This window comes from Citrobacter sp. S46_ASV_140 (genome assembly GCF_018919545.1).
Taxonomy (GTDB): Bacteria; Pseudomonadota; Gammaproteobacteria; order Enterobacterales; family Enterobacteriaceae; genus Citrobacter; species Citrobacter braakii.
On sequence record NZ_JAHLRC010000074.1, the window covers coordinates 1 to 17,261 of the forward strand.

Consider the following 17,261-nt stretch of genomic DNA (forward strand, 5'->3'; position numbering starts at 1 on the left):
AAATATATAGCATAACAACCTCTGAGGCCTAAGAGCCTGGCATTTTACGTCACCTGATTCATCACGCAGTATCAGGTTAGGGCTTTGTTAAGGGCGGCTCTCTGGAAAAGCGTATTGTTAATCGCAATGCACGAATAAACAACGGTTTCACGGGAATTTTTAACGTTGGCTCTCCCCGGGCTAAAACAGGGAGAGCCGGACGGTAGCGTTATTCTTCGCTGTCGCCGTGACTGGCGCGTCGAGGCGAGTCAATGTCAATGCGATCGATACGCTGCAGACCACGCATTAGCGTACCGCGACGGCCACGCTCGCCGGTCACTTTCTGCAACTCTTCAGGACGAAGTTTAATTTTGCGCTTACCGACGTGGATCGTCAGCGTGCTTTGTGGCGGCAGCACGTAGAGCTGCGCCAGGCCATCTTCGCCTTTCGCCGCTTCCGCTGAAGGGATATTGATAATCTTGTTCCCTTTGCCTTTTGACAATTGCGGCAAATCGCTTACCGGGAACATCAACATGCGACCGGCCTGGGTGATTGCCAGCAGCATATCGGTTTCATCTTCAATCACAACCGGCGGCATAACGCGCGAATTTTCTGGCAGCGTAATCAATGCCTTACCAGCACGGTTACGAGCTACCAGGTCGTTAAATGTGCAGACAAAACCGTAACCCGCATCGGATGCCATCAGCAGTTTCTGATCGTCGCCTTCCATCAGCATGTGCTCAACCGTCGCGCCCGGCGGCAGCGTGAGCTTCCCGGTCAGCGGTTCACCCTGTCCACGCGCCGACGGCAGCGTAATCGGGTCGATGGCGTAGCTGCGTCCGGTCGAGTCCACGAACACCACCGGCTGGTTGCTCTTACCCTTCACCGCAGACTTAAAGCTGTCGCCCGCTTTATAGCTTAATCCCGGCGCATCAATGTCGTGGCCTTTCGCGCTACGCACCCAACCACTCTGGGACAGCACAATGGTCACTGGCTCTGACGGCAGCATGTCGTGCTCGCTCATCGCCTTCGCTTCTTCACGTTCCTGCAGCGGAGAGCGGCGTTCGTCGCCATAGGCCTCGGCATCAGCCTGCAGCTCTTTCTTCAGCAGGTTGCTCATTTTACGCTCGGAAGCCAGAATGCCTTGCAGCTGATCGCGCTCTTTCGCCAGCTCATCCTGCTCGCCGCGGATTTTCATCTCTTCGAGTTTGGCAAGGTGGCGTAATTTCAGCTCAAGAATGGCTTCAGCCTGGGTTTCAGAAATGCCAAACCGCGACATCAGCTCGGGCTTAGGTTCATCCTCATGACGAATAATTTCGATCACTTCGTCAATGTTGAGGAACGCCACCAGCAAACCTTCAAGGATATGCAGGCGTTTAAGCACTTTTTCCAGACGATAGTTCAGGCGACGACGTACGGTATCGCGGCGGAACGCCAGCCATTCGGTGAGGATCTCCAGCAGATTTTTCACCGCCGGACGACCATCAAGACCGATCATATTCAGATTGATGCGGTAGCTTTTTTCCAGATCGGTGGTGGCAAACAGGTGGTTCATCACCTGCTCCATATCCACACGATTGGAGCGCGGGACAATCACCAGACGGGTCGGGTTTTCGTGATCCGATTCGTCGCGCAGGTCGTCTACCATCGGCAGCTTTTTATTGCGCATTTGAGCGGCGATCTGCTCCAGCACTTTTGCCCCGGAAACCTGATGCGGCAGCGCGGAAATCACCACCGCGCCGTCTTCTTTCGTCCATACCGCGCGCATACGTACGGAGCCGCGTCCGTTTTCGTAAATCTTACGAATCTCCGACCGCGAGGTAATGATCTCCGCTTCGGTCGGGTAATCCGGCCCCTGCACGATGTCCAGCAACTGATCCAGCGTCGTTTTCGGCTGCTCAATCAGGGTAATCGCCGCTTTCGCCACTTCACGCAGGTTGTGTGGCGGAATGTCCGTCGCCATACCAACGGCAATACCGGTCGTGCCGTTCAACAGAATATTTGGCAGACGCGCAGGCAGCATCTTCGGCTCCTGCATGGTGCCGTCGAAGTTTGGCACCCAGTCCGACGTTCCCTGGCCGAGTTCACCCAGCAGAACTTCCGCATATTTAGACAGGCGGGATTCGGTATAACGCATCGCCGCGAAGGATTTCGGATCGTCCGGCGCCCCCCAGTTCCCCTGCCCGTCGACCAGCGGATAACGGTAAGAGAACGGCTGCGCCATCAGCACCATCGCTTCATAACAAGCGCTGTCGCCGTGTGGGTGGTATTTACCCAGTACGTCACCGACGGTACGGGCGGATTTTTTAAATTTGGCGCTGGCATTCAGCCCCAGTTCGGACATCGCGTACACGATGCGACGCTGAACGGGTTTCAAACCATCGCCAATAAACGGCAACGCCCTGTCCATGATGACGTACATGGAGTAGTTCAGATAGGCGGTTTCCGTGAATTCATGCAGCGCCAGGCGCTCTGCCATATCGCTCATTAATCGTGGTTCCTCAACTTTGTACCCCTCTATTGAAGGGCAATATTGCCGCAGATACTACCCTATCTGGCGTGTTGAGTCACAAAGAAAAGGGCCACGAGTGCGGCCCTGATGGGGATTATTTGGCAACTTTGGTAATCTGTTTCACGTCGATTTCAACGGAGTTCCAGTCTTTATCCACTTCACCCTGGATTTCAACCACATCCTGCGGTGTGACGGTTACGCCGTTCCAGCGCTTGTGGTCGATATCCACATTCACCGTGCCGGTCGCATCTTTAAACACATACAGGTCGTCGGAAATACGCTCAACGATGTTCCCGCGCAGGGTAACCCAAGTGTCATCACGCAGTGATTTGGCGCTTTCTACCGTCGCGCTGCTACCATTCGGGCCGACAAATCCGCCATTTTGGCTTTGCGTGGTGGTTGTCGGTCCAGAGAAACCGCCCTGCTGCGCTGCCAGAACAGGTGCGGAACACAGTGCCATTACGGCAACCATTGCAGCTAATTTTTTCATCGTCATGTCTCCCTTTCATTTTGGTTTACGACTATTAAATAAGTTAATCCTTAACAAGTTCTTAAGGCAAAAAAAGATACTTTTTTTGCTGTACAGAGGCTGTAGTCACAAGGTTTACTGACGCTAATGAGAGCGGCTGCAGGGAAGAACATATGCGTATTTTACTGATCGAAGATGACACGTTGATCGGCGACGGCCTGAAAACAGGTCTGAGTAAAATGGGTTTCAGCATCGACTGGTTTACCGAGGGTCGCCAGGGGAAAGAAGCGCTCTACAGCGCCCCTTATGATGCGGTGATCCTCGACCTGACGCTGCCAGGCATCGACGGACGGGACATCTTGCGCGAATGGCGAGCCAACGGGAAGCAGGAGCCAGTGCTGATTCTGACCGCTCGCGACGCGCTGGCGGAACGCGTTGAGGGTCTGCGTCTCGGCGCGGATGACTATCTGTGCAAACCCTTTGCGCTGATCGAAGTTGCCGCCAGACTGGAGGCACTGGTGCGCCGTGCCAGCGGCCAGGCGAGCAACATATTGCGCCATGGTCAGGTGACGCTCGATCCCGGCGCGCTGGTTGCCACGTCGGCAGATGAGCCTTTGTCTCTCAAACCCAAAGAGTTCGCTCTACTGGAGCTGCTGATGCGCAATAAGGGTCGCGTCCTGCCCCGCAAACTGATTGAAGAAAAACTGTATACCTGGGACGAAACCGTCTCCAGCAATGCGATTGAGGTACACGTCCATCACTTACGCCGTAAGCTCGGCAGCGACTTTATCCGTACCGTGCATGGCATTGGCTACACCTTGGGTGACGCATGAAACTCACACAACGCCTCAGCCTGCGCGTCAGGCTAACGCTTATTTTTCTGATTTTGGCATCAGCGACCTGGGCCGTTTCGAGCTTTGTAGCCTGGAAGCAGACCACCGACAATGTCGATGAGCTGTTTGATACCCAACTGATGTTGTTCGCCAAGCGGCTTAGCACGTTGGATATCAGCGACGTCACCACCTCAAGCAATATGGCTCGCACGCCGAAGAAGCTCAAGCACGGCCATATTGATGACGACGCGCTGACGTTTGCCATCTTCACCATCGACGGCAAAATGGTATTGCACGATGGCGACAACGGCCAGGACATTCCCTACAGCTACACCCGCGAAGGCTTTACCGATGGCCAACTCAAGGGGGACAACGACGCATGGCGTTTTCTGTGGCTGAATTCCGCTGACGGCAAATACCGCATTGTGGTAGGCCAGGAGTGGGAGTATCGAGAGGATATGGCGCTGTCGATCGTCACCGCCCAGTTAACACCGTGGTTGATTGCGCTGCCGCTGATGTTGCTAATCCTGGTGGTCATGATTAGCCGTGAACTCAGGCCGCTGAAAAAACTGGCGCAGGCTCTGCGCTGGCGCTCACCGGAATCGGAAGAGCCGCTCGATCCGAAAGGTGTACCTAGCGAAGTGCGCCCGTTGGTTGAATCGCTCAATCAGTTGTTTACCCGCACCCATTCCATGATGGTCCGCGAACGGCGCTTCACTTCTGATGCTGCCCACGAGCTGCGCAGCCCGTTGACCGCGCTTAAAGTACAAACGGAAGTGGTGCAACTGTCAGACGACGACCCGCAAACGCGGGAAAAAGCGCTGGTACAGTTGCATGCGGGAATTGAACGCGCCACCCGACTGGTCGATCAGTTACTGACGCTTTCACGCCTCGACTCCCTCGACAATCTTCAGGATGTGGCGAAAATCTCGCTGGAGGAGCTTTTGCAATCCGCGGTGATGGATATCTACCATCCAGCCCAGCAGGCGCACATCGACGTGCGTTTGCAGATTAACGCGCATAACATCATGCGCACAGGACAGCCGCTGTTACTGAGCCTGATGGTACGAAATCTGCTGGATAATGCGATCCGCTACAGCCCGCGGGGTAGCATTGTGGAAGTGACGCTCAACGCCCGTAATTTTAGCGTCAAGGATAATGGTCCTGGCGTTGCGCCAGAGGTCCTGACGCACATCGGGGAACGCTTTTATCGTCCACCGGGACAAAGCGTGACCGGCAGCGGTCTTGGCCTATCGATTGTCCGCCGTATCGCAATATTGCATGGAATGTCAGCCTCGTTTGGCAACGCTCCGCAAGGTGGCTTTGAAGCGAAGGTCAGTTGGTAATTGCGTTATTATTGCTCAAATAGCAAAAGACTTTGCACATTTTGCTAATTTCACCGCGTCGCTGGTAGGGGTAAAATCGTCTTCAAAGGTATTTCCCTGAGGACACAAAATGAGCAACATTCTGATTATCAATGGTGCGAAAAAATTCGCCCACTCCAACGGTCAGTTAAACGACACCCTGACCGAGGTCGCGGATGGCCTTCTGCGCGACCTCGGGCATGATGTTAAAATCGTGCGCGCCGACAGCGACTATGACATTCCTGATGAAGTACAGAACTTCGTCTGGGCCGATGTGGTTATCTGGCAAATGCCTGGCTGGTGGATGGGTGCGCCGTGGACCGTGAAAAAATACATTGATGACGTGTTTACCGAAGGTCACGGTACGCTGTACGCCAGCGATGGTCGCACGCGTTCAGATGCGTCTAAAAAATACGGCTCCGGTGGGCTGATTCAGGGCAAAAAATACATGCTGTCACTGACCTGGAACGCACCGATGGAAGCTTTTACTGAAAAAGATCAGTTCTTCCATGGCGTTGGCGTTGATGGCGTTTATCTCCCGTTCCATAAAGCAAACCAGTTCCTGGGAATGGAAGCGCTGCCGACCTTTATCACCAATGACGTGATTAAAATGCCGGACGTCCCGCGTTATATCGCAGAATATCGCAAGCATCTGAACGAAATTTTTGGTTAACTGGTAACCTGGAATTAGAAGGAGTTAACCATGCTTACCGTTATTGCAGAAATCCGTACACGTCCAGGTCAACATCACCGCCAGGCGGTACTGGATCAATTCGCTAAAATCGTTCCAACCGTATTGAAAGAAGAAGGCTGCCACGGCTACGCGCCGATGGTCGATCATGCTGCTGGCGTCAGTTTTCAGACCACAGCCCCGGACTCAATCGTGATGGTTGAACAGTGGGAAAGCATTGCGCATCTTGAAGCGCATTTGCAGACACCGCATATGAAAGCCTATAGCGAAGCCGTGAAAGGCGACGTGCTGGACATGAGTATTCGTATTCTGGAGTCTGGCATTTAAGATTGTCGATTTGCCGGATAACGCCATAAACAGACGTATCCGGCTTATATTGCAATCCTCAGGCCTGGTAAGCCCAGCGCCACCAGGCATTCACGGTCAATTACCCTTCGAGATCCGCCAGGTCGCCTTTCTCCTGCAACCAGTTACGGCGATCTTCAGAACGCTTCTTGGCCAGCAGCATATCCATCATTGCGTTGGTACGCTGATCGTCTTCGTCATCGATGATGAGCTGCACCAGGCGGCGGGTATTCGGATCCAGCGTGGTTTCACGCAGCTGCATCGGGTTCATTTCACCCAGACCTTTAAAGCGCTGCACGTTCGGCTTGCCTTTCTTGCGTTTTAACTGCTCCAGCACGCCCGCTTTCTCTTCTTCCGTCAGCGCGTAATACACCTCTTTACCGAGGTCGATACGGTATAACGGCGGCAGCGCCACATAGACGTGACCGTGTTTCACCAGCGTACGGAAGTGTTTCACAAACAGCGCGCACAGCAGCGTGGCGATATGCAAACCATCGGAGTCCGCATCCGCCAGAATACAGATCTTACCGTAGCGCAGCTGGCTCAGATCATCACTATCCGGATCGATGCCGATCGCCACCGAAATATCGTGAACTTCCTGCGAGGCCAACACTTCATCGGAAGAAACTTCCCAGGTGTTGAGGATCTTACCTTTCAGCGGCATGATCGCCTGATATTCACGATCGCGCGCCTGTTTAGCCGATCCGCCCGCCGAGTCACCTTCGACGAGGAACAGTTCGGTGCGATTAAGATCCTGTGCGGTACAGTCCGCCAGTTTCCCCGGCAACGCCGGACCGCTGGTCAACTTTTTACGCACCACTTTTTTCGCCGCCCGCAGACGACGCTGGGCGCTGGAAATCGCCATCTCAGCCAGCAGTTCGGCTGATTGCACGTTCTGGTTCAGCCACAGGCTGAAAGCATCTTTCACCACGCCAGAGACGAATGCCGCGCACTGCCGCGAAGAGAGGCGCTCTTTGGTTTGTCCGGCAAACTGCGGATCCTGCATTTTTACTGACAGCACGTAAGCACAGCGATCCCAGATATCTTCCGCCGACAGCTTCACACCGCGCGGCAGAATATTGCGGTATTCACAGAACTCGCGCATTGCATCCAGCAAACCCTGGCGCAGGCCGTTAACGTGCGTACCGCCCTGCATGGTTGGGATCAGGTTCACATAGCTTTCAGTCAGCAGCTCGCCGCCTTCCGGCAGCCAGAGCAGCGCCCAGTCCACGGTTTCTGTTTCACCGCTGAAATTACCGATAAACGGTTTTTCCGGCAGCGTCGGCAGGCCATTTACCGCTTCGCTCAGATAGTCATTCAGGCCATCCTGGTAGCACCAGCGCTGTTCACTGTTATTGACCTCATCCTTAAAGGTGATCTCAACGCCTGGGCACAGCACAGCTTTGGCTTTCAGTACGTGCGTTAAGCGCGAAACGGAAAAACGCGGGCTGTCAAAGAAGCTTTCATCCGGCCAGAAGTGCACGCTGGTTCCGGTATTGCGTTTACCGCAGGTACCGACAACCTGTAAATCTTGCACCTTATCGCCGTTCTCAAACGCGATGTTGTACACCTGCCCGTCGCGGCGCACATTCACTTCCACACGCTTCGACAGGGCGTTGACCACGGAGATCCCCACCCCATGTAAACCACCAGAGAACTGATAGTTTTTGTTGGAGAACTTACCGCCCGCGTGCAGACGACAGAGGATCAGCTCTACCGCCGGAACGCCCTCTTCAGGGTGAATGTCTACCGGCATGCCGCGGCCATCATCAATAACTTCCAGAGACTGGTCGGCATGTAAAATCACGTCCACGCGTTTTGCGTGGCCCGCCAGTGCTTCATCCACACTGTTATCAATCACTTCCTGTCCAAGATGGTTCGGACGGGTTGTATCGGTGTACATCCCCGGGCGACGGCGTACCGGCTCAAGCCCAGTGAGTACCTCAATGGCATCAGCGTTATAAGTTTGCGTCATGGTTTAAATAAGCAATTCGAATTGATCGTCAGAAACTGTGCAGTCCAAGGAAATCGACAATCGGGTTGAAATAATCTTCGAAGCCCGTGAATGCGTGGTTTCCGCCCTCAATAACTGTCTGGCGGCAGGAGGCGTAATACGCCACCGCCTGGCGGTAGTCCAACACTTCATCGCCCGTTTGTTGAAGCAGCCAGATCAAATCCGGCGCTTCCAGCGGGTCAATCTGCATGACTTTAAGATCGTAAATATGGCGTGACTCTAGCACATATTGCTGCCCCGTGTAGGGGTTCTCGTTTTGACCGAGATAGTCGACCAGCAGTTCATAAGGTCGGACAGCAGGGTTCACCACCACCGCGGGCAGCATAAAACATTGCGACAGCCAGGTGGCGTAATAGCCTCCTAGTGAGGAACCGACAATTCCCAGCGACTCTCCGCCATGTTCAAGAATGATCGATTCCAGCATCTCTGCGGCCTGGGCCGGATACGGTGGCAGTTGGGGTACGATCATCTCAACGTGCGGATGATGCTCCGCCAGCCAGTTTTTCAGCAAACATGCCTTCGCCGAACGAGGAGAACTATTAAATCCGTGAAGATAAAGAAGCGTAGACATCAGTAGCCTTCTGAAGCGGTATCAGGGTGGAACCGATTACCCTGCAGACGGCGTACCTGAGTCTGCAACGTCCCGTCAGCAAAAAGCTCCAACGTCCGCCAGCCGGGGCTGATGGTATCTAACGTGAAGTTGGAACAGTGTGGCTTAAACTGCACACAGGTCGACGGCGTCGCCAGCAGGCGGCGTCCGTTCCAGTCCAAATCCAGTTCCTGATGAATATGCCCACACAACAAATACTTGGCACGAGGATAATTCACCAGCACGTTATCCAGCTCTGCGGCATTACGCAGGCTATGCTGATCGAGCCAGCTACAGCCTGCCGGCAGAGGATGATGATGCAGAAGCAGCAAAGTATTGCGCTCAGGCGCATCGGCAAGTTTACGTTCCAGCCATTCGAGCTGAAATTCGCTTAATTCACCGTGGGGAACGCCGAACACCTGGCTGTCCAGCAACAGGATTTGCCACTGTTCACCAATAAAGACGCGTTTAGCGGGTGAGATCCCCGCGTCCTGTAGCGCGCTGTACATTGCCGGCTGAAAATCGTGATTGCCCGGTAGCCAAACGCAGGGCGCACGAAAGCTTGCGATGCCCTCAGCAAAATGCTGATAGGCCGCAGCGGATTGGTCCTGCGCCAAATCACCAGTCGCGACGATCAGATCGTATTCAGGCGACTCTGCATGTATTGCATCCAGTACGGATTGATAGCTGTCCCAGGTGTTTACACCCAGCAGCGTTTCATGCTTTTCGGCAAACAGGTGAGTGTCTGTAATTTGTAAGATCCTGACTCTGGCCTCACCAGCCAAAGGAAGGGTTAACAGGCTTTCCAAATGGTGTCCTTAGGTTTCACGACGCTAATAAACCGGAATCGCCATCGCTCCATGTGCTAAACAGTACCGTAACCAGTCGGCCAGAAACTGATTAATTTGATGCTTTTCGTCGCGTTGATGCAACTTTTTATTTGGATAATCATACCGCGCTTTGAAGCGAAAGATCTGCTGACTCGAACACACTTCAGCCACCCTCGCGTCATGATACAGGCGGACTGTCAATGACGGCAGGCTCCAGTAAGTGACCGCGGGTGCCGTTTGTTCGATCGCGACAAGCGTAGTGTATCGGGTCGATTCAACGATCGTTAACCGATATTGTGCGTTTGCGACCTGATAGCTCACTGTTTCATCGGCTGCGTCATTACGCGGCAGCAGACGGCGCAATTGCGAATAGTTGGTTTCGCACAGGCGCATCATTTCAGGGAAGTCAGGTGTGTAACGCTTCATTTTTTCCACTCAGTTTTTAACTCTTGATAGTGCAGCTGTAACCATTGCAAGGCGATGACAGAAGCCGCGTTGTCGATTTTCCCCTCTTCAACCCATTGATAAGCCTGCTCCCGGCTCACCACATGAACACGAATATCTTCGTTTTCATCAGCCAGACCGTGGATCCCGCTCGCGGTCGTGGCGTCCACTTCGCCAACTAAAATAGACAGGCGCTCACTGGTGCCGCCAGGGCTTGCCAGATAGCTCAGAACGGGCTTGGTACGTTTAACTTCCAGCCCAGCCTCCTCCATCGCTTCACGACGAGCCACATCCTCAACGGTTTCGCCCTCTTCAATCATTCCGGCCACCATTTCCAGGAGCCACGGGCTTTCGCTGGTATCAAACGCTGCGATACGGATCTGCTCGACCAGAACAACTTCGTCCCGCTCAGGGTCAAAGGGTAGCAAGACTGCCGCGTGTCCGCGCTCAAAAATTTCGCGCTTTACCTCACCACTCATACCGCCGTTAAACAGGCGATGGCGGAACCGATAAAGATCCAGTGAAAAAAAACCGCGGTATAGCGTTTCTCGTGCAATAATTTCTACATCATTTTTAGTGAAAGTCATTGGCAAGTTGTCTGGTTTACGCATTGTGCTGTCCTGAAACCAATAGTGATTAAAATGTGAATTTCAAGGTCGTTTGACTGATGTTTGAACGCCCTTGTGTTAAATTGATGCAAATTAACGCCGTATGGCACGTAACGCCAACTTTTTGAAGTGGCGGATTCTGCTAGAATCAGCAAATATTTTTACAATTTGATCAGCGCTAAATACTGCTTCACAACAAGGAATGCAAATGAAGAAATTGCTCCCCATCCTTATCGGCCTGAGCCTGTCGGGGTTCACTACTTTGAGCCAGGCAGAAAACCTGATGCAGGTTTATCAGCAAGCACGCCTGAGCAACCCGGAATTGCGTAAATCCGCCGCCGATCGCGATGCTGCATTCGAAAAAATTAACGAAGCGCGTAGCCCATTACTGCCGCAACTAGGTTTAGGTGCCGATTACACCTACAGCAATGGCTACCGTGATGCAAATGGCGTCAACTCCAACGCAACCAGCGCGTCATTACAATTGACTCAGACGCTGTTCGACATGTCTAAATGGCGTGCCCTGACGCTGCAAGAAAAATCAGCAGGCATCCAGGACGTAACGTATCAGACCGATCAGCAAACGCTGATCCTGAATACCGCTACCGCTTATTTTAACGTACTGAACGCGATTGACGTGCTGTCTTACACTCAGGCACAGAAAGATGCGGTCTATCGTCAGTTAGATCAGACCACACAGCGTTTTAACGTGGGCCTGGTCGCCATCACTGACGTACAGAACGCCCGTTCACAATACGATACCGTACTGGCGAACGAAGTTACCGCGCGTAACAATCTCGACAACGCGGTAGAACAGCTGCGCCAGGTGACCGGTAACTACTACCCGGAACTGGCTTCGCTGAACGTTGATGGCTTTAAAACCAACAAACCGCAAGCGGTGAACGCGCTGCTGAAAGAAGCAGAAAACCGCAACCTCTCATTATTGCAGGCGCGTTTGAGCCAGGATCTGGCGCGTGAACAGATTCGTCTGGCGCAGGATGGTCACTTACCGACGCTGGGTTTGACCGCCTCTACCGGCGTTTCTGACACCTCCTACAACGGGTCGAAAACCAACACCTCCCAGTACGACGACAGCAACATGGGCCAGAACAAAATCGGTCTGAACTTCTCGCTGCCGCTGTACCAGGGTGGGATGGTTAACTCGCAGGTGAAACAAGCGCAGTACAACTTTGTTGGCGCGAGCGAACAACTGGAAAGCGCGCACCGCAGCGTGGTGCAAACCGTGCGTTCTTCGTTCAACAACATTAATGCTTCCATCAGTAGCATTAATGCGTACAAACAAGCGGTTGTCTCTGCCCAAAGCTCTTTAGATGCGATGGAAGCAGGCTATTCCGTAGGTACCCGTACCATCGTGGATGTGTTGGATGCCACCACCACGCTGTACAACGCCAAGCAGCAACTGGCGAATGCGCGTTATACCTATCTTATCAACCAGCTTAACGTCAAATCTGCGCTCGGTACGCTGAACGAGCAGGATCTGGTGGCGCTGAATAATACGCTGGGTAAACCGATTCCGACTTCTCCGGATAACGTAGCGCCGCAAAATCCGCAGCAAGATGCCGCTGTGAATGACTTTAACAGCAACGGCAATATGCCTGCGGCTCAACCAACGGCTGCACGTTCAACCAGCAGCAACGGTAACAACCCGTTCCGTAACTGATGCTGATGACGGGGCTTCGGCCCCGTCTGAACGTAAGGCAACGTAAAGATCCGCCCCTTCTTCCGCATTCTCGCCTCTTCCCGCTTCAATTTCGACCAGTCATCCTCTATTCTGAGCAGAGTTACCACTGGGTCCTGGAAGACATAAATGAAACGGACAAAATCTATACATCACGCCTCGTTCCGCAAAAGCTGGAGCGCGCGCCACCTGACTCCTGTCGCTCTGGCAGTTACCGCTGTTTTTATGCTCGCGGGCTGTGAAAAGAGTGACGAAACGGTTTCGCTTTATCAGAACGCGGACGACTGCTCTGCAGCTAATCCGGGTAAAAGCGCCGAATGTACCACCGCGTTTAACAATGCGCTGAAAGAAGCTGAACGCACCGCGCCAAAATACGCCACTCGCGAAGACTGTATCGCTGAATTCGGCGAAGGCCAGTGCCAACAGGCACCTGCACAAGCGGGCATGGCGCCGACCGGTGAAGGCCAGGCTCAGGCGCAGAATCAAAGCAGCGGCAGCTTCTGGATGCCGCTAATGGCAGGCTATATGATGGGCCGCATGATGGGTGGCGGTATGGGCGCTCAGCAGCCGCTGTTCAGCTCGAAAAATCCGGCCAGCCCGGCATACGGCAAATATACGGATGCCGGCGGCAAAAACTACGGCGCCGCAACGCCGGGTCGCACCATGACCGTACCGAAAACCGCCATGGCGCCGAAACCGGCTACCACCTCTACCGTAACCCGCGGCGGATTTGGCGAATCTGTGGCTAAACAGAGCACCATGCAGCGTAGCGCAAGCGGTACTACCACTCGTTCAATGGGCGGCTGATCGTCATGGAAAGAGTCAGTATTGTTGAGCGCCCGGACTGGCGCGATAAAGCCACCGAATACGGTTTCAACTTTCACACTATGTACGGCGAGCCGTACTGGTGTGAGGATGCGTATTATAAGCTCACGCTTGCTCAGGTCGAAAAGCTGGAAGAGGTCACCGCAGAGCTGCATCAAATGTGTCTCAAAGTGGTGGAAAGGGTCATCGCCAGCGATGAGCTGATGACCAAGTTTCGCATTCCGAAGCATACCTGGGGCTTTGTCCGCCAGTCCTGGCAGACACAGCAGCCGTCGCTCTATTCGCGTCTCGATCTGGCGTGGGACGGTACGGGCGAGCCTAAGCTGTTAGAAAACAACGCCGATACGCCAACCTCACTGTACGAAGCTGCGTTTTTCCAGTGGATCTGGCTGGAGGACCAACTCAATGCAGGCAACCTGCCGGAAGGCAGCGATCAATTCAACAGTCTGCAGGAAAAGCTGATCGAGCGTTTCGCCGAGCTGCGTGAGCAGTATGGTTTTCAGTTGCTACATCTGACCTGTTGTCGCGATACGGTGGAAGACCGCGGAACGATCCAGTATCTGCAGGATTGCGCTGCCGAAGCTGAAATCGCCACTGAATTCCTCTATGTCGAAGATATTGGTCTTGGTGAAAAAGGTCAGTTCACGGATATGCAAGATCAGGTCATAGCTAACCTGTTCAAGCTCTATCCGTGGGAATTCATGCTGCGCGAAATGTTCTCCACCAAGCTGGAAGACGCTGGCGTTCGCTGGCTGGAACCAGCCTGGAAGAGCATCATCTCCAACAAAGCGTTATTACCGCTGTTGTGGGAAATGTTCCCGGATCATCCGAATCTGCTGCCTGCGTATTTCGCCGAAGATGACTATCCTCAGATGGATAAATTCGTCGTAAAGCCGATCTTCTCACGTGAAGGCGCGAACGTTTCCATTATCGAAAACGGTAAAACGATCGAAGCAGTGGAAGGGCCGTACGGCGAAGAAGGTATGATCGTGCAGCAATTCCACCAGCTACCGAAGTTTGGCGACAGCTATATGTTGATCGGCAGCTGGCTAATCAACGATCAACCAGCTGGCATCGGCATTCGCGAAGACCGCGCGTTGATCACGCAGGATCTCTCGCGTTTCTATCCGCATATTTTTGTCGAATGACTGAGAGTGCCGGGTGGTGGCTGCGTCTTACCCGGCCTACAGCACGAACTGTAGGCTCGATAAGCGCAGCGCCATCGGGCGCATTTATCATCCGACCTGCACCGACAACATACTCAAACTTCCCATCTCAATACCGTCAACAGGAATAGTCACCGGCTCTTTGCCATCCCAGGCACCTAATACATACAGCAGCGGCAGATAGTGATCCGGTGTCGGGTTCGATAACGATCCCCCTTCATGATCGAGATAGTTCACCAGCGGGTGCTGTTCAACCGGTCCCTGCCATGTCAGGTTTGCTTTAACATATTCGTTGAATGAGGTCGCCCACGGATATGGCGTGTTCTCACCGTGCCAACGCGCAGTGCGCAGGTTATGCACCACGTTACCGCTGGCTACCAGCATAATGCCCTCATCACGCAGTGCCGCCAGCTTGCGGCCAATTTCAAAATGCCAGGCTGCAGGTTTGGTACTGTCAATGCTCAGCTGCACCATCGGAATATCCGCATGCGGGTACATCTTGATCAGCACGCCCCATGAACCGTGGTCAAAACCCCACGCCTCTTTGTCTAAGGTAACGGGCGCCGGGGCCAGCAAGTCAACCAGATGCTGCGCCAGTTCCGGTGATCCAGGAGCCGGGTAATGGGTGTCATACAGCGCCTGTGGAAAACCGCCAAAATCGTGGATTGTTTTAGGCGCTTCCATCGCCGTCACGCCCGTGCCACGAGTGAACCAATGCGCCGAGACCACCACAATAGCTTTCGGGCGCGGCAACGTTTCCCCCAGTTGCTGCCAGGCGCGGGTATAAACGTTATCTTCCAGAACATTCATCGGGCTACCGTGGCCCAAAAACAATGCTGGCATACGAGTTGAAGACATGATGATATCCTTACTGAGGGAGTCATTTTGATACCACCACAATACGCTTATTCGGCTGATGAAGAACTCAGATAACCATGATGAAGATCATCAGTTATTTTGACGATCCAATCCGGACAGCAGATTGATAAGGAGTTTTATTTGTCGATGTCAGTACCTTTACTTCTGACTTTACTGGCAGGTGCCGCCACGTTTATCGGCGCATTTCTCGGCGTGTTAGGGCAAAAACCCTCCAACCGCGTGCTCGCCTTTTCGTTAGGCTTCGCCGCAGGGATTATGTTACTGATCTCACTGATGGAGATGCTCCCAGCCGCACTGGCTGCTGAAGGCATGTCGCCGGTATTGGGCTACGGAATGTTTATCGTTGGCTTACTGGGATACTTTGGCCTGGACCGCCTATTGCCGCACGCGCACCCTCAGGATCTGGTACAGAAAACCACGCGGCCTCTGCCCGGCTCCATTAAACGTACCGCGATTTTATTAACGCTCGGCATTAGCCTGCACAACTTCCCGGAAGGGATAGCGACGTTTGTTACCGCCAGCAGCAACCTCGAGCTGGGCTTTGGTATTGCCCTTGCCGTCGCATTACACAATATTCCTGAAGGATTAGCCGTTGCGGGTCCAGTCTATGCAGCCACGGGCTCCAAACGGACGGCGATATTCTGGGCCGGGATCTCGGGCATGGCGGAAATCCTGGGCGGCGTACTGGCGTGGTTAATTCTGGGAAGCCTGATCTCACCGGTAGTGATGGCGGCAATAATGGCAGCAGTCGCAGGAATTATGGTGGCGCTGTCCGTCGATGAGCTAATGCCGTTGGCAAAAGAGATCGACCCGAATAATAATCCCAGCTATGGGGTACTTTGTGGAATGTCGGTGATGGGGTTAAGTCTTGTCATCCTCCAGTCCATGGGGATCGGCTAATTCAGAGGGCGGATGCCACCCTGCTAATTTACAGCATCCGCTCATCCATAGCAGAACGTGAAGGACTATTCCTGTTCCTTAACCGCGCTGTTATCTTCGCCAGAACGACGAAAGAGTTTGTTTCGCGCCTCGAGTAATGCATCCCGGTCTTGCCGAAATGCCCGACAATAACGCTTCATATGGCAATAATAACCAGCTGCAACGAGTGCAATTAATACAATCCAGTACCAGGCGATAAACATTCTTTTACCCTTAAAATTTAACATCATTAAACATTTAACGTTAAAATTTTACACAACCTTATTCTGACATACTCCTATAGTGGCATATTCCAGAAACAAATATATGATTTCGATCATATAAACCAGCAGCTATGCAAATAGTTAACACCGTTATAAAAAATAAAACAATGTCGACAAGATCACACTGCGCAATAATAAATATTGCCCTTAAAATAACGCACTCATACCATCCCCAAAATAATAAAAATTAGCACCTGCAAAATAATACATTTCATCAATATTAATATATTCACCATAAAATTAGCATCAGCAATACCATTTTTTATTATATTCACATCGTAAAAACATAATATATTCAGCACTGTTATATTTAAAGATAATATAAGGAGATATATCCATGTTTACACAGTACCGAAAAACACTTCTAGCCGGAACGCTTGCACTGACGTTTGGCTTTGCCGCAGGGAATTCATTTGCCGCAGGTTTCCAACCAGCCCAGCCCGCAGGAAAATTGGGTGCGATAGTCGTTGACCCATACGGAAACGCCCCTCTTACCGCACTGGTTGAATTAGATAGTCACGTTATTTCGGATGTTAAAGTTACCGTTCATGGTAAAGGTGAAAAAGGAGTCCCAATTACCTATACCGTCGGCAAAGAATCCCTCGCCACCTACGATGGGGTTCCTATTTTTGGCCTTTATCAAAAGTTCGCTAATAAGGTCACTGTTGAATATAAAGAAAATGGCAAGGCCATCAAGGAAGATTACGTGGTGCAAACATCTGCCATCGTTAATCACTACATGGATAACCGTTCTATTTCCGATTTACAGCAAACAAACGTTATTAAGGTCGCACCTGGCTTTGAAGACCGTC

Annotated in this window: 18 protein-coding genes; 9 read left to right on the forward strand and 9 right to left on the reverse strand. The window is 52.7% G+C overall.

The features are described from left to right. Positions 1 to 208 precede the first annotated feature (208 nt). Both parC and KQJ19_RS16765 read right to left on the reverse strand, forming a co-directional pair. Positions 209 to 2,467, reverse strand: coding sequence for a DNA topoisomerase IV subunit A (gene parC / locus KQJ19_RS16760; RefSeq protein WP_103284240.1), 2,259 nt, complete (start codon positions 2,465 to 2,467; stop codon positions 209 to 211). A gap of 118 nt (positions 2,468 to 2,585) precedes the next feature. Beyond that, on the reverse strand, positions 2,586 to 2,981 hold the full coding sequence (locus KQJ19_RS16765; protein WP_016154511.1) for a YgiW/YdeI family stress tolerance OB fold protein: 396 nt from the start codon (positions 2,979 to 2,981) through the stop codon (positions 2,586 to 2,588). A 152-nt stretch (positions 2,982 to 3,133) separates the two neighbouring features. Between KQJ19_RS16765 and qseB the strand changes: the two genes are divergently transcribed. From qseB to KQJ19_RS16785, 4 genes are all read left to right on the forward strand, one after another. Next, entirely contained in the window at positions 3,134 to 3,793 is a 660-nt protein-coding gene (qseB, locus tag KQJ19_RS16770) for a quorum sensing response regulator transcription factor QseB (protein WP_049283275.1), read from the forward strand. Beyond that, entirely contained in the window at positions 3,790 to 5,139 is a 1,350-nt protein-coding gene (gene qseC / locus KQJ19_RS16775; protein WP_216403881.1) for a quorum sensing histidine kinase QseC, read from the forward strand. Before qseB ends, qseC begins: the two co-directional genes overlap by 4 nt. A 109-nt stretch (positions 5,140 to 5,248) precedes the next feature. Then, on the forward strand, positions 5,249 to 5,830 hold the full coding sequence (locus KQJ19_RS16780; protein ID WP_019077693.1) for an NAD(P)H-dependent oxidoreductase: 582 nt from the start codon (positions 5,249 to 5,251) through the stop codon (positions 5,828 to 5,830). A gap of 30 nt (positions 5,831 to 5,860) precedes the next feature. Next, positions 5,861 to 6,175: a putative quinol monooxygenase gene (locus KQJ19_RS16785; RefSeq protein WP_016154515.1), complete on the forward strand. Its 315-nt coding sequence runs from the start codon at positions 5,861 to 5,863 to the stop codon at positions 6,173 to 6,175. Between the two features lie 100 nt (positions 6,176 to 6,275). On the opposite strand, the gene parE is transcribed toward KQJ19_RS16785, so the two are convergent. Genes parE through nudF form a run of 5 tightly spaced genes read right to left on the reverse strand, consistent with a single transcriptional unit; the run spans position 6,276 to position 10,681 of the window. Continuing rightward, positions 6,276 to 8,168, reverse strand: coding sequence for a DNA topoisomerase IV subunit B (gene parE, locus KQJ19_RS16790; protein ID WP_003024571.1), 1,893 nt, complete (start codon positions 8,166 to 8,168; stop codon positions 6,276 to 6,278). A gap of 28 nt (positions 8,169 to 8,196) precedes the next feature. After that, complete coding sequence (yqiA, locus tag KQJ19_RS16795) at positions 8,197 to 8,778, reverse strand: esterase YqiA (protein WP_003024575.1); 582 nt, start codon at positions 8,776 to 8,778, stop codon at positions 8,197 to 8,199. Then, positions 8,778 to 9,605, reverse strand: coding sequence for a 3',5'-cyclic-AMP phosphodiesterase (gene cpdA, locus KQJ19_RS16800; protein ID WP_016154517.1), 828 nt, complete (start codon positions 9,603 to 9,605; stop codon positions 8,778 to 8,780). The genes yqiA and cpdA overlap by 1 nt, the downstream gene beginning before the upstream one ends. A 24-nt stretch (positions 9,606 to 9,629) precedes the next feature. Next, the gene (locus tag KQJ19_RS16805) at positions 9,630 to 10,052 is read right to left on the reverse strand and encodes a DUF1249 family protein (RefSeq protein ID WP_016154518.1); all 423 of its coding nucleotides are present in this window, start codon (positions 10,050 to 10,052) and stop codon (positions 9,630 to 9,632) included. After that, positions 10,049 to 10,681 (reverse strand): ADP-ribose diphosphatase, encoded by a 633-nt coding sequence (gene nudF, locus KQJ19_RS16810; protein WP_016154519.1) that lies wholly within the window; start codon positions 10,679 to 10,681, stop codon positions 10,049 to 10,051. The genes KQJ19_RS16805 and nudF overlap by 4 nt, the downstream gene beginning before the upstream one ends. A 199-nt stretch (positions 10,682 to 10,880) precedes the next feature. Here nudF and tolC point away from each other — a divergent pair, with 199 nt between their 5' ends. From tolC to KQJ19_RS16825, 3 genes are all read left to right on the forward strand, one after another. Then, complete coding sequence (tolC, locus tag KQJ19_RS16815) at positions 10,881 to 12,359, forward strand: outer membrane channel protein TolC (RefSeq protein ID WP_100250039.1); 1,479 nt, start codon at positions 10,881 to 10,883, stop codon at positions 12,357 to 12,359. A 147-nt stretch (positions 12,360 to 12,506) separates the two neighbouring features. Next, on the forward strand, positions 12,507 to 13,184 hold the full coding sequence (locus KQJ19_RS16820) for a DUF1190 family protein (protein WP_016154521.1): 678 nt from the start codon (positions 12,507 to 12,509) through the stop codon (positions 13,182 to 13,184). Between the two features lie 5 nt (positions 13,185 to 13,189). Then, on the forward strand, positions 13,190 to 14,350 hold the full coding sequence (locus tag KQJ19_RS16825) for a glutathionylspermidine synthase family protein (protein ID WP_016154522.1): 1,161 nt from the start codon (positions 13,190 to 13,192) through the stop codon (positions 14,348 to 14,350). A gap of 87 nt (positions 14,351 to 14,437) precedes the next feature. Here KQJ19_RS16825 and ygiD read toward each other — a convergent pair whose 3' ends face one another. After that, positions 14,438 to 15,226 carry a 4,5-DOPA dioxygenase extradiol gene (ygiD, locus tag KQJ19_RS16830; protein WP_131380106.1) on the reverse strand — a complete coding sequence of 263 codons (789 nt, stop codon included), beginning with the start codon at positions 15,224 to 15,226 and terminating at the stop codon, positions 14,438 to 14,440. Between the two features lie 147 nt (positions 15,227 to 15,373). On the opposite strand from ygiD, the gene zupT reads away from it, so the two are divergent. Beyond that, a complete protein-coding gene (zupT, locus tag KQJ19_RS16835; RefSeq protein ID WP_016157488.1) occupies positions 15,374 to 16,147 on the forward strand; it encodes a zinc transporter ZupT in 774 nt (257 codons plus the stop codon). Positions 16,148 to 16,212: 65 nt separating this feature from the next. Here the strand turns inward: zupT and KQJ19_RS16840 are convergent, their stop codons facing one another. After that, positions 16,213 to 16,389: a hypothetical protein gene (locus tag KQJ19_RS16840; RefSeq protein WP_049283279.1), complete on the reverse strand. Its 177-nt coding sequence runs from the start codon at positions 16,387 to 16,389 to the stop codon at positions 16,213 to 16,215. Between the two features lie 397 nt (positions 16,390 to 16,786). Here KQJ19_RS16840 and KQJ19_RS16845 point away from each other — a divergent pair. Beyond that, on the forward strand, positions 16,787 to 17,261 hold a 475-nt coding region (locus tag KQJ19_RS16845; protein ID WP_216403882.1), incomplete at its 3' end, for an aryl-sulfate sulfotransferase N-terminal domain-containing protein.

Coding starts and splice junctions, on each gene's coding strand:
- parC (WP_103284240.1), bottom strand. CDS start 2,467: ATGAGCGATATGGCAGAGCGCCTGGCGCTGCATGAATTCACGGAAACC.
- KQJ19_RS16765 (WP_016154511.1), bottom strand. CDS start 2,981: ATGAAAAAATTAGCTGCAATGGTTGCCGTAATGGCACTGTGTTCCGCA.
- qseB (WP_049283275.1), top strand. CDS start 3,134: ATGCGTATTTTACTGATCGAAGATGACACGTTGATCGGCGACGGCCTG.
- qseC (WP_216403881.1), top strand. CDS start 3,790: ATGAAACTCACACAACGCCTCAGCCTGCGCGTCAGGCTAACGCTTATT.
- KQJ19_RS16780 (WP_019077693.1), top strand. CDS start 5,249: ATGAGCAACATTCTGATTATCAATGGTGCGAAAAAATTCGCCCACTCC.
- KQJ19_RS16785 (WP_016154515.1), top strand. CDS start 5,861: ATGCTTACCGTTATTGCAGAAATCCGTACACGTCCAGGTCAACATCAC.
- parE (WP_003024571.1), bottom strand. CDS start 8,168: ATGACGCAAACTTATAACGCTGATGCCATTGAGGTACTCACTGGGCTT.
- yqiA (WP_003024575.1), bottom strand. CDS start 8,778: ATGTCTACGCTTCTTTATCTTCACGGATTTAATAGTTCTCCTCGTTCG.
- KQJ19_RS16805 (WP_016154518.1), bottom strand. CDS start 10,052: ATGAAGCGTTACACACCTGACTTCCCTGAAATGATGCGCCTGTGCGAA.
- nudF (WP_016154519.1), bottom strand. CDS start 10,681: ATGCGTAAACCAGACAACTTGCCAATGACTTTCACTAAAAATGATGTA.
- tolC (WP_100250039.1), top strand. CDS start 10,881: ATGCAAATGAAGAAATTGCTCCCCATCCTTATCGGCCTGAGCCTGTCG.
- KQJ19_RS16820 (WP_016154521.1), top strand. CDS start 12,507: ATGAAACGGACAAAATCTATACATCACGCCTCGTTCCGCAAAAGCTGG.
- KQJ19_RS16825 (WP_016154522.1), top strand. CDS start 13,190: ATGGAAAGAGTCAGTATTGTTGAGCGCCCGGACTGGCGCGATAAAGCC.
- ygiD (WP_131380106.1), bottom strand. CDS start 15,226: ATGTCTTCAACTCGTATGCCAGCATTGTTTTTGGGCCACGGTAGCCCG.
- zupT (WP_016157488.1), top strand. CDS start 15,374: ATGTCAGTACCTTTACTTCTGACTTTACTGGCAGGTGCCGCCACGTTT.
- KQJ19_RS16840 (WP_049283279.1), bottom strand. CDS start 16,389: ATGTTTATCGCCTGGTACTGGATTGTATTAATTGCACTCGTTGCAGCT.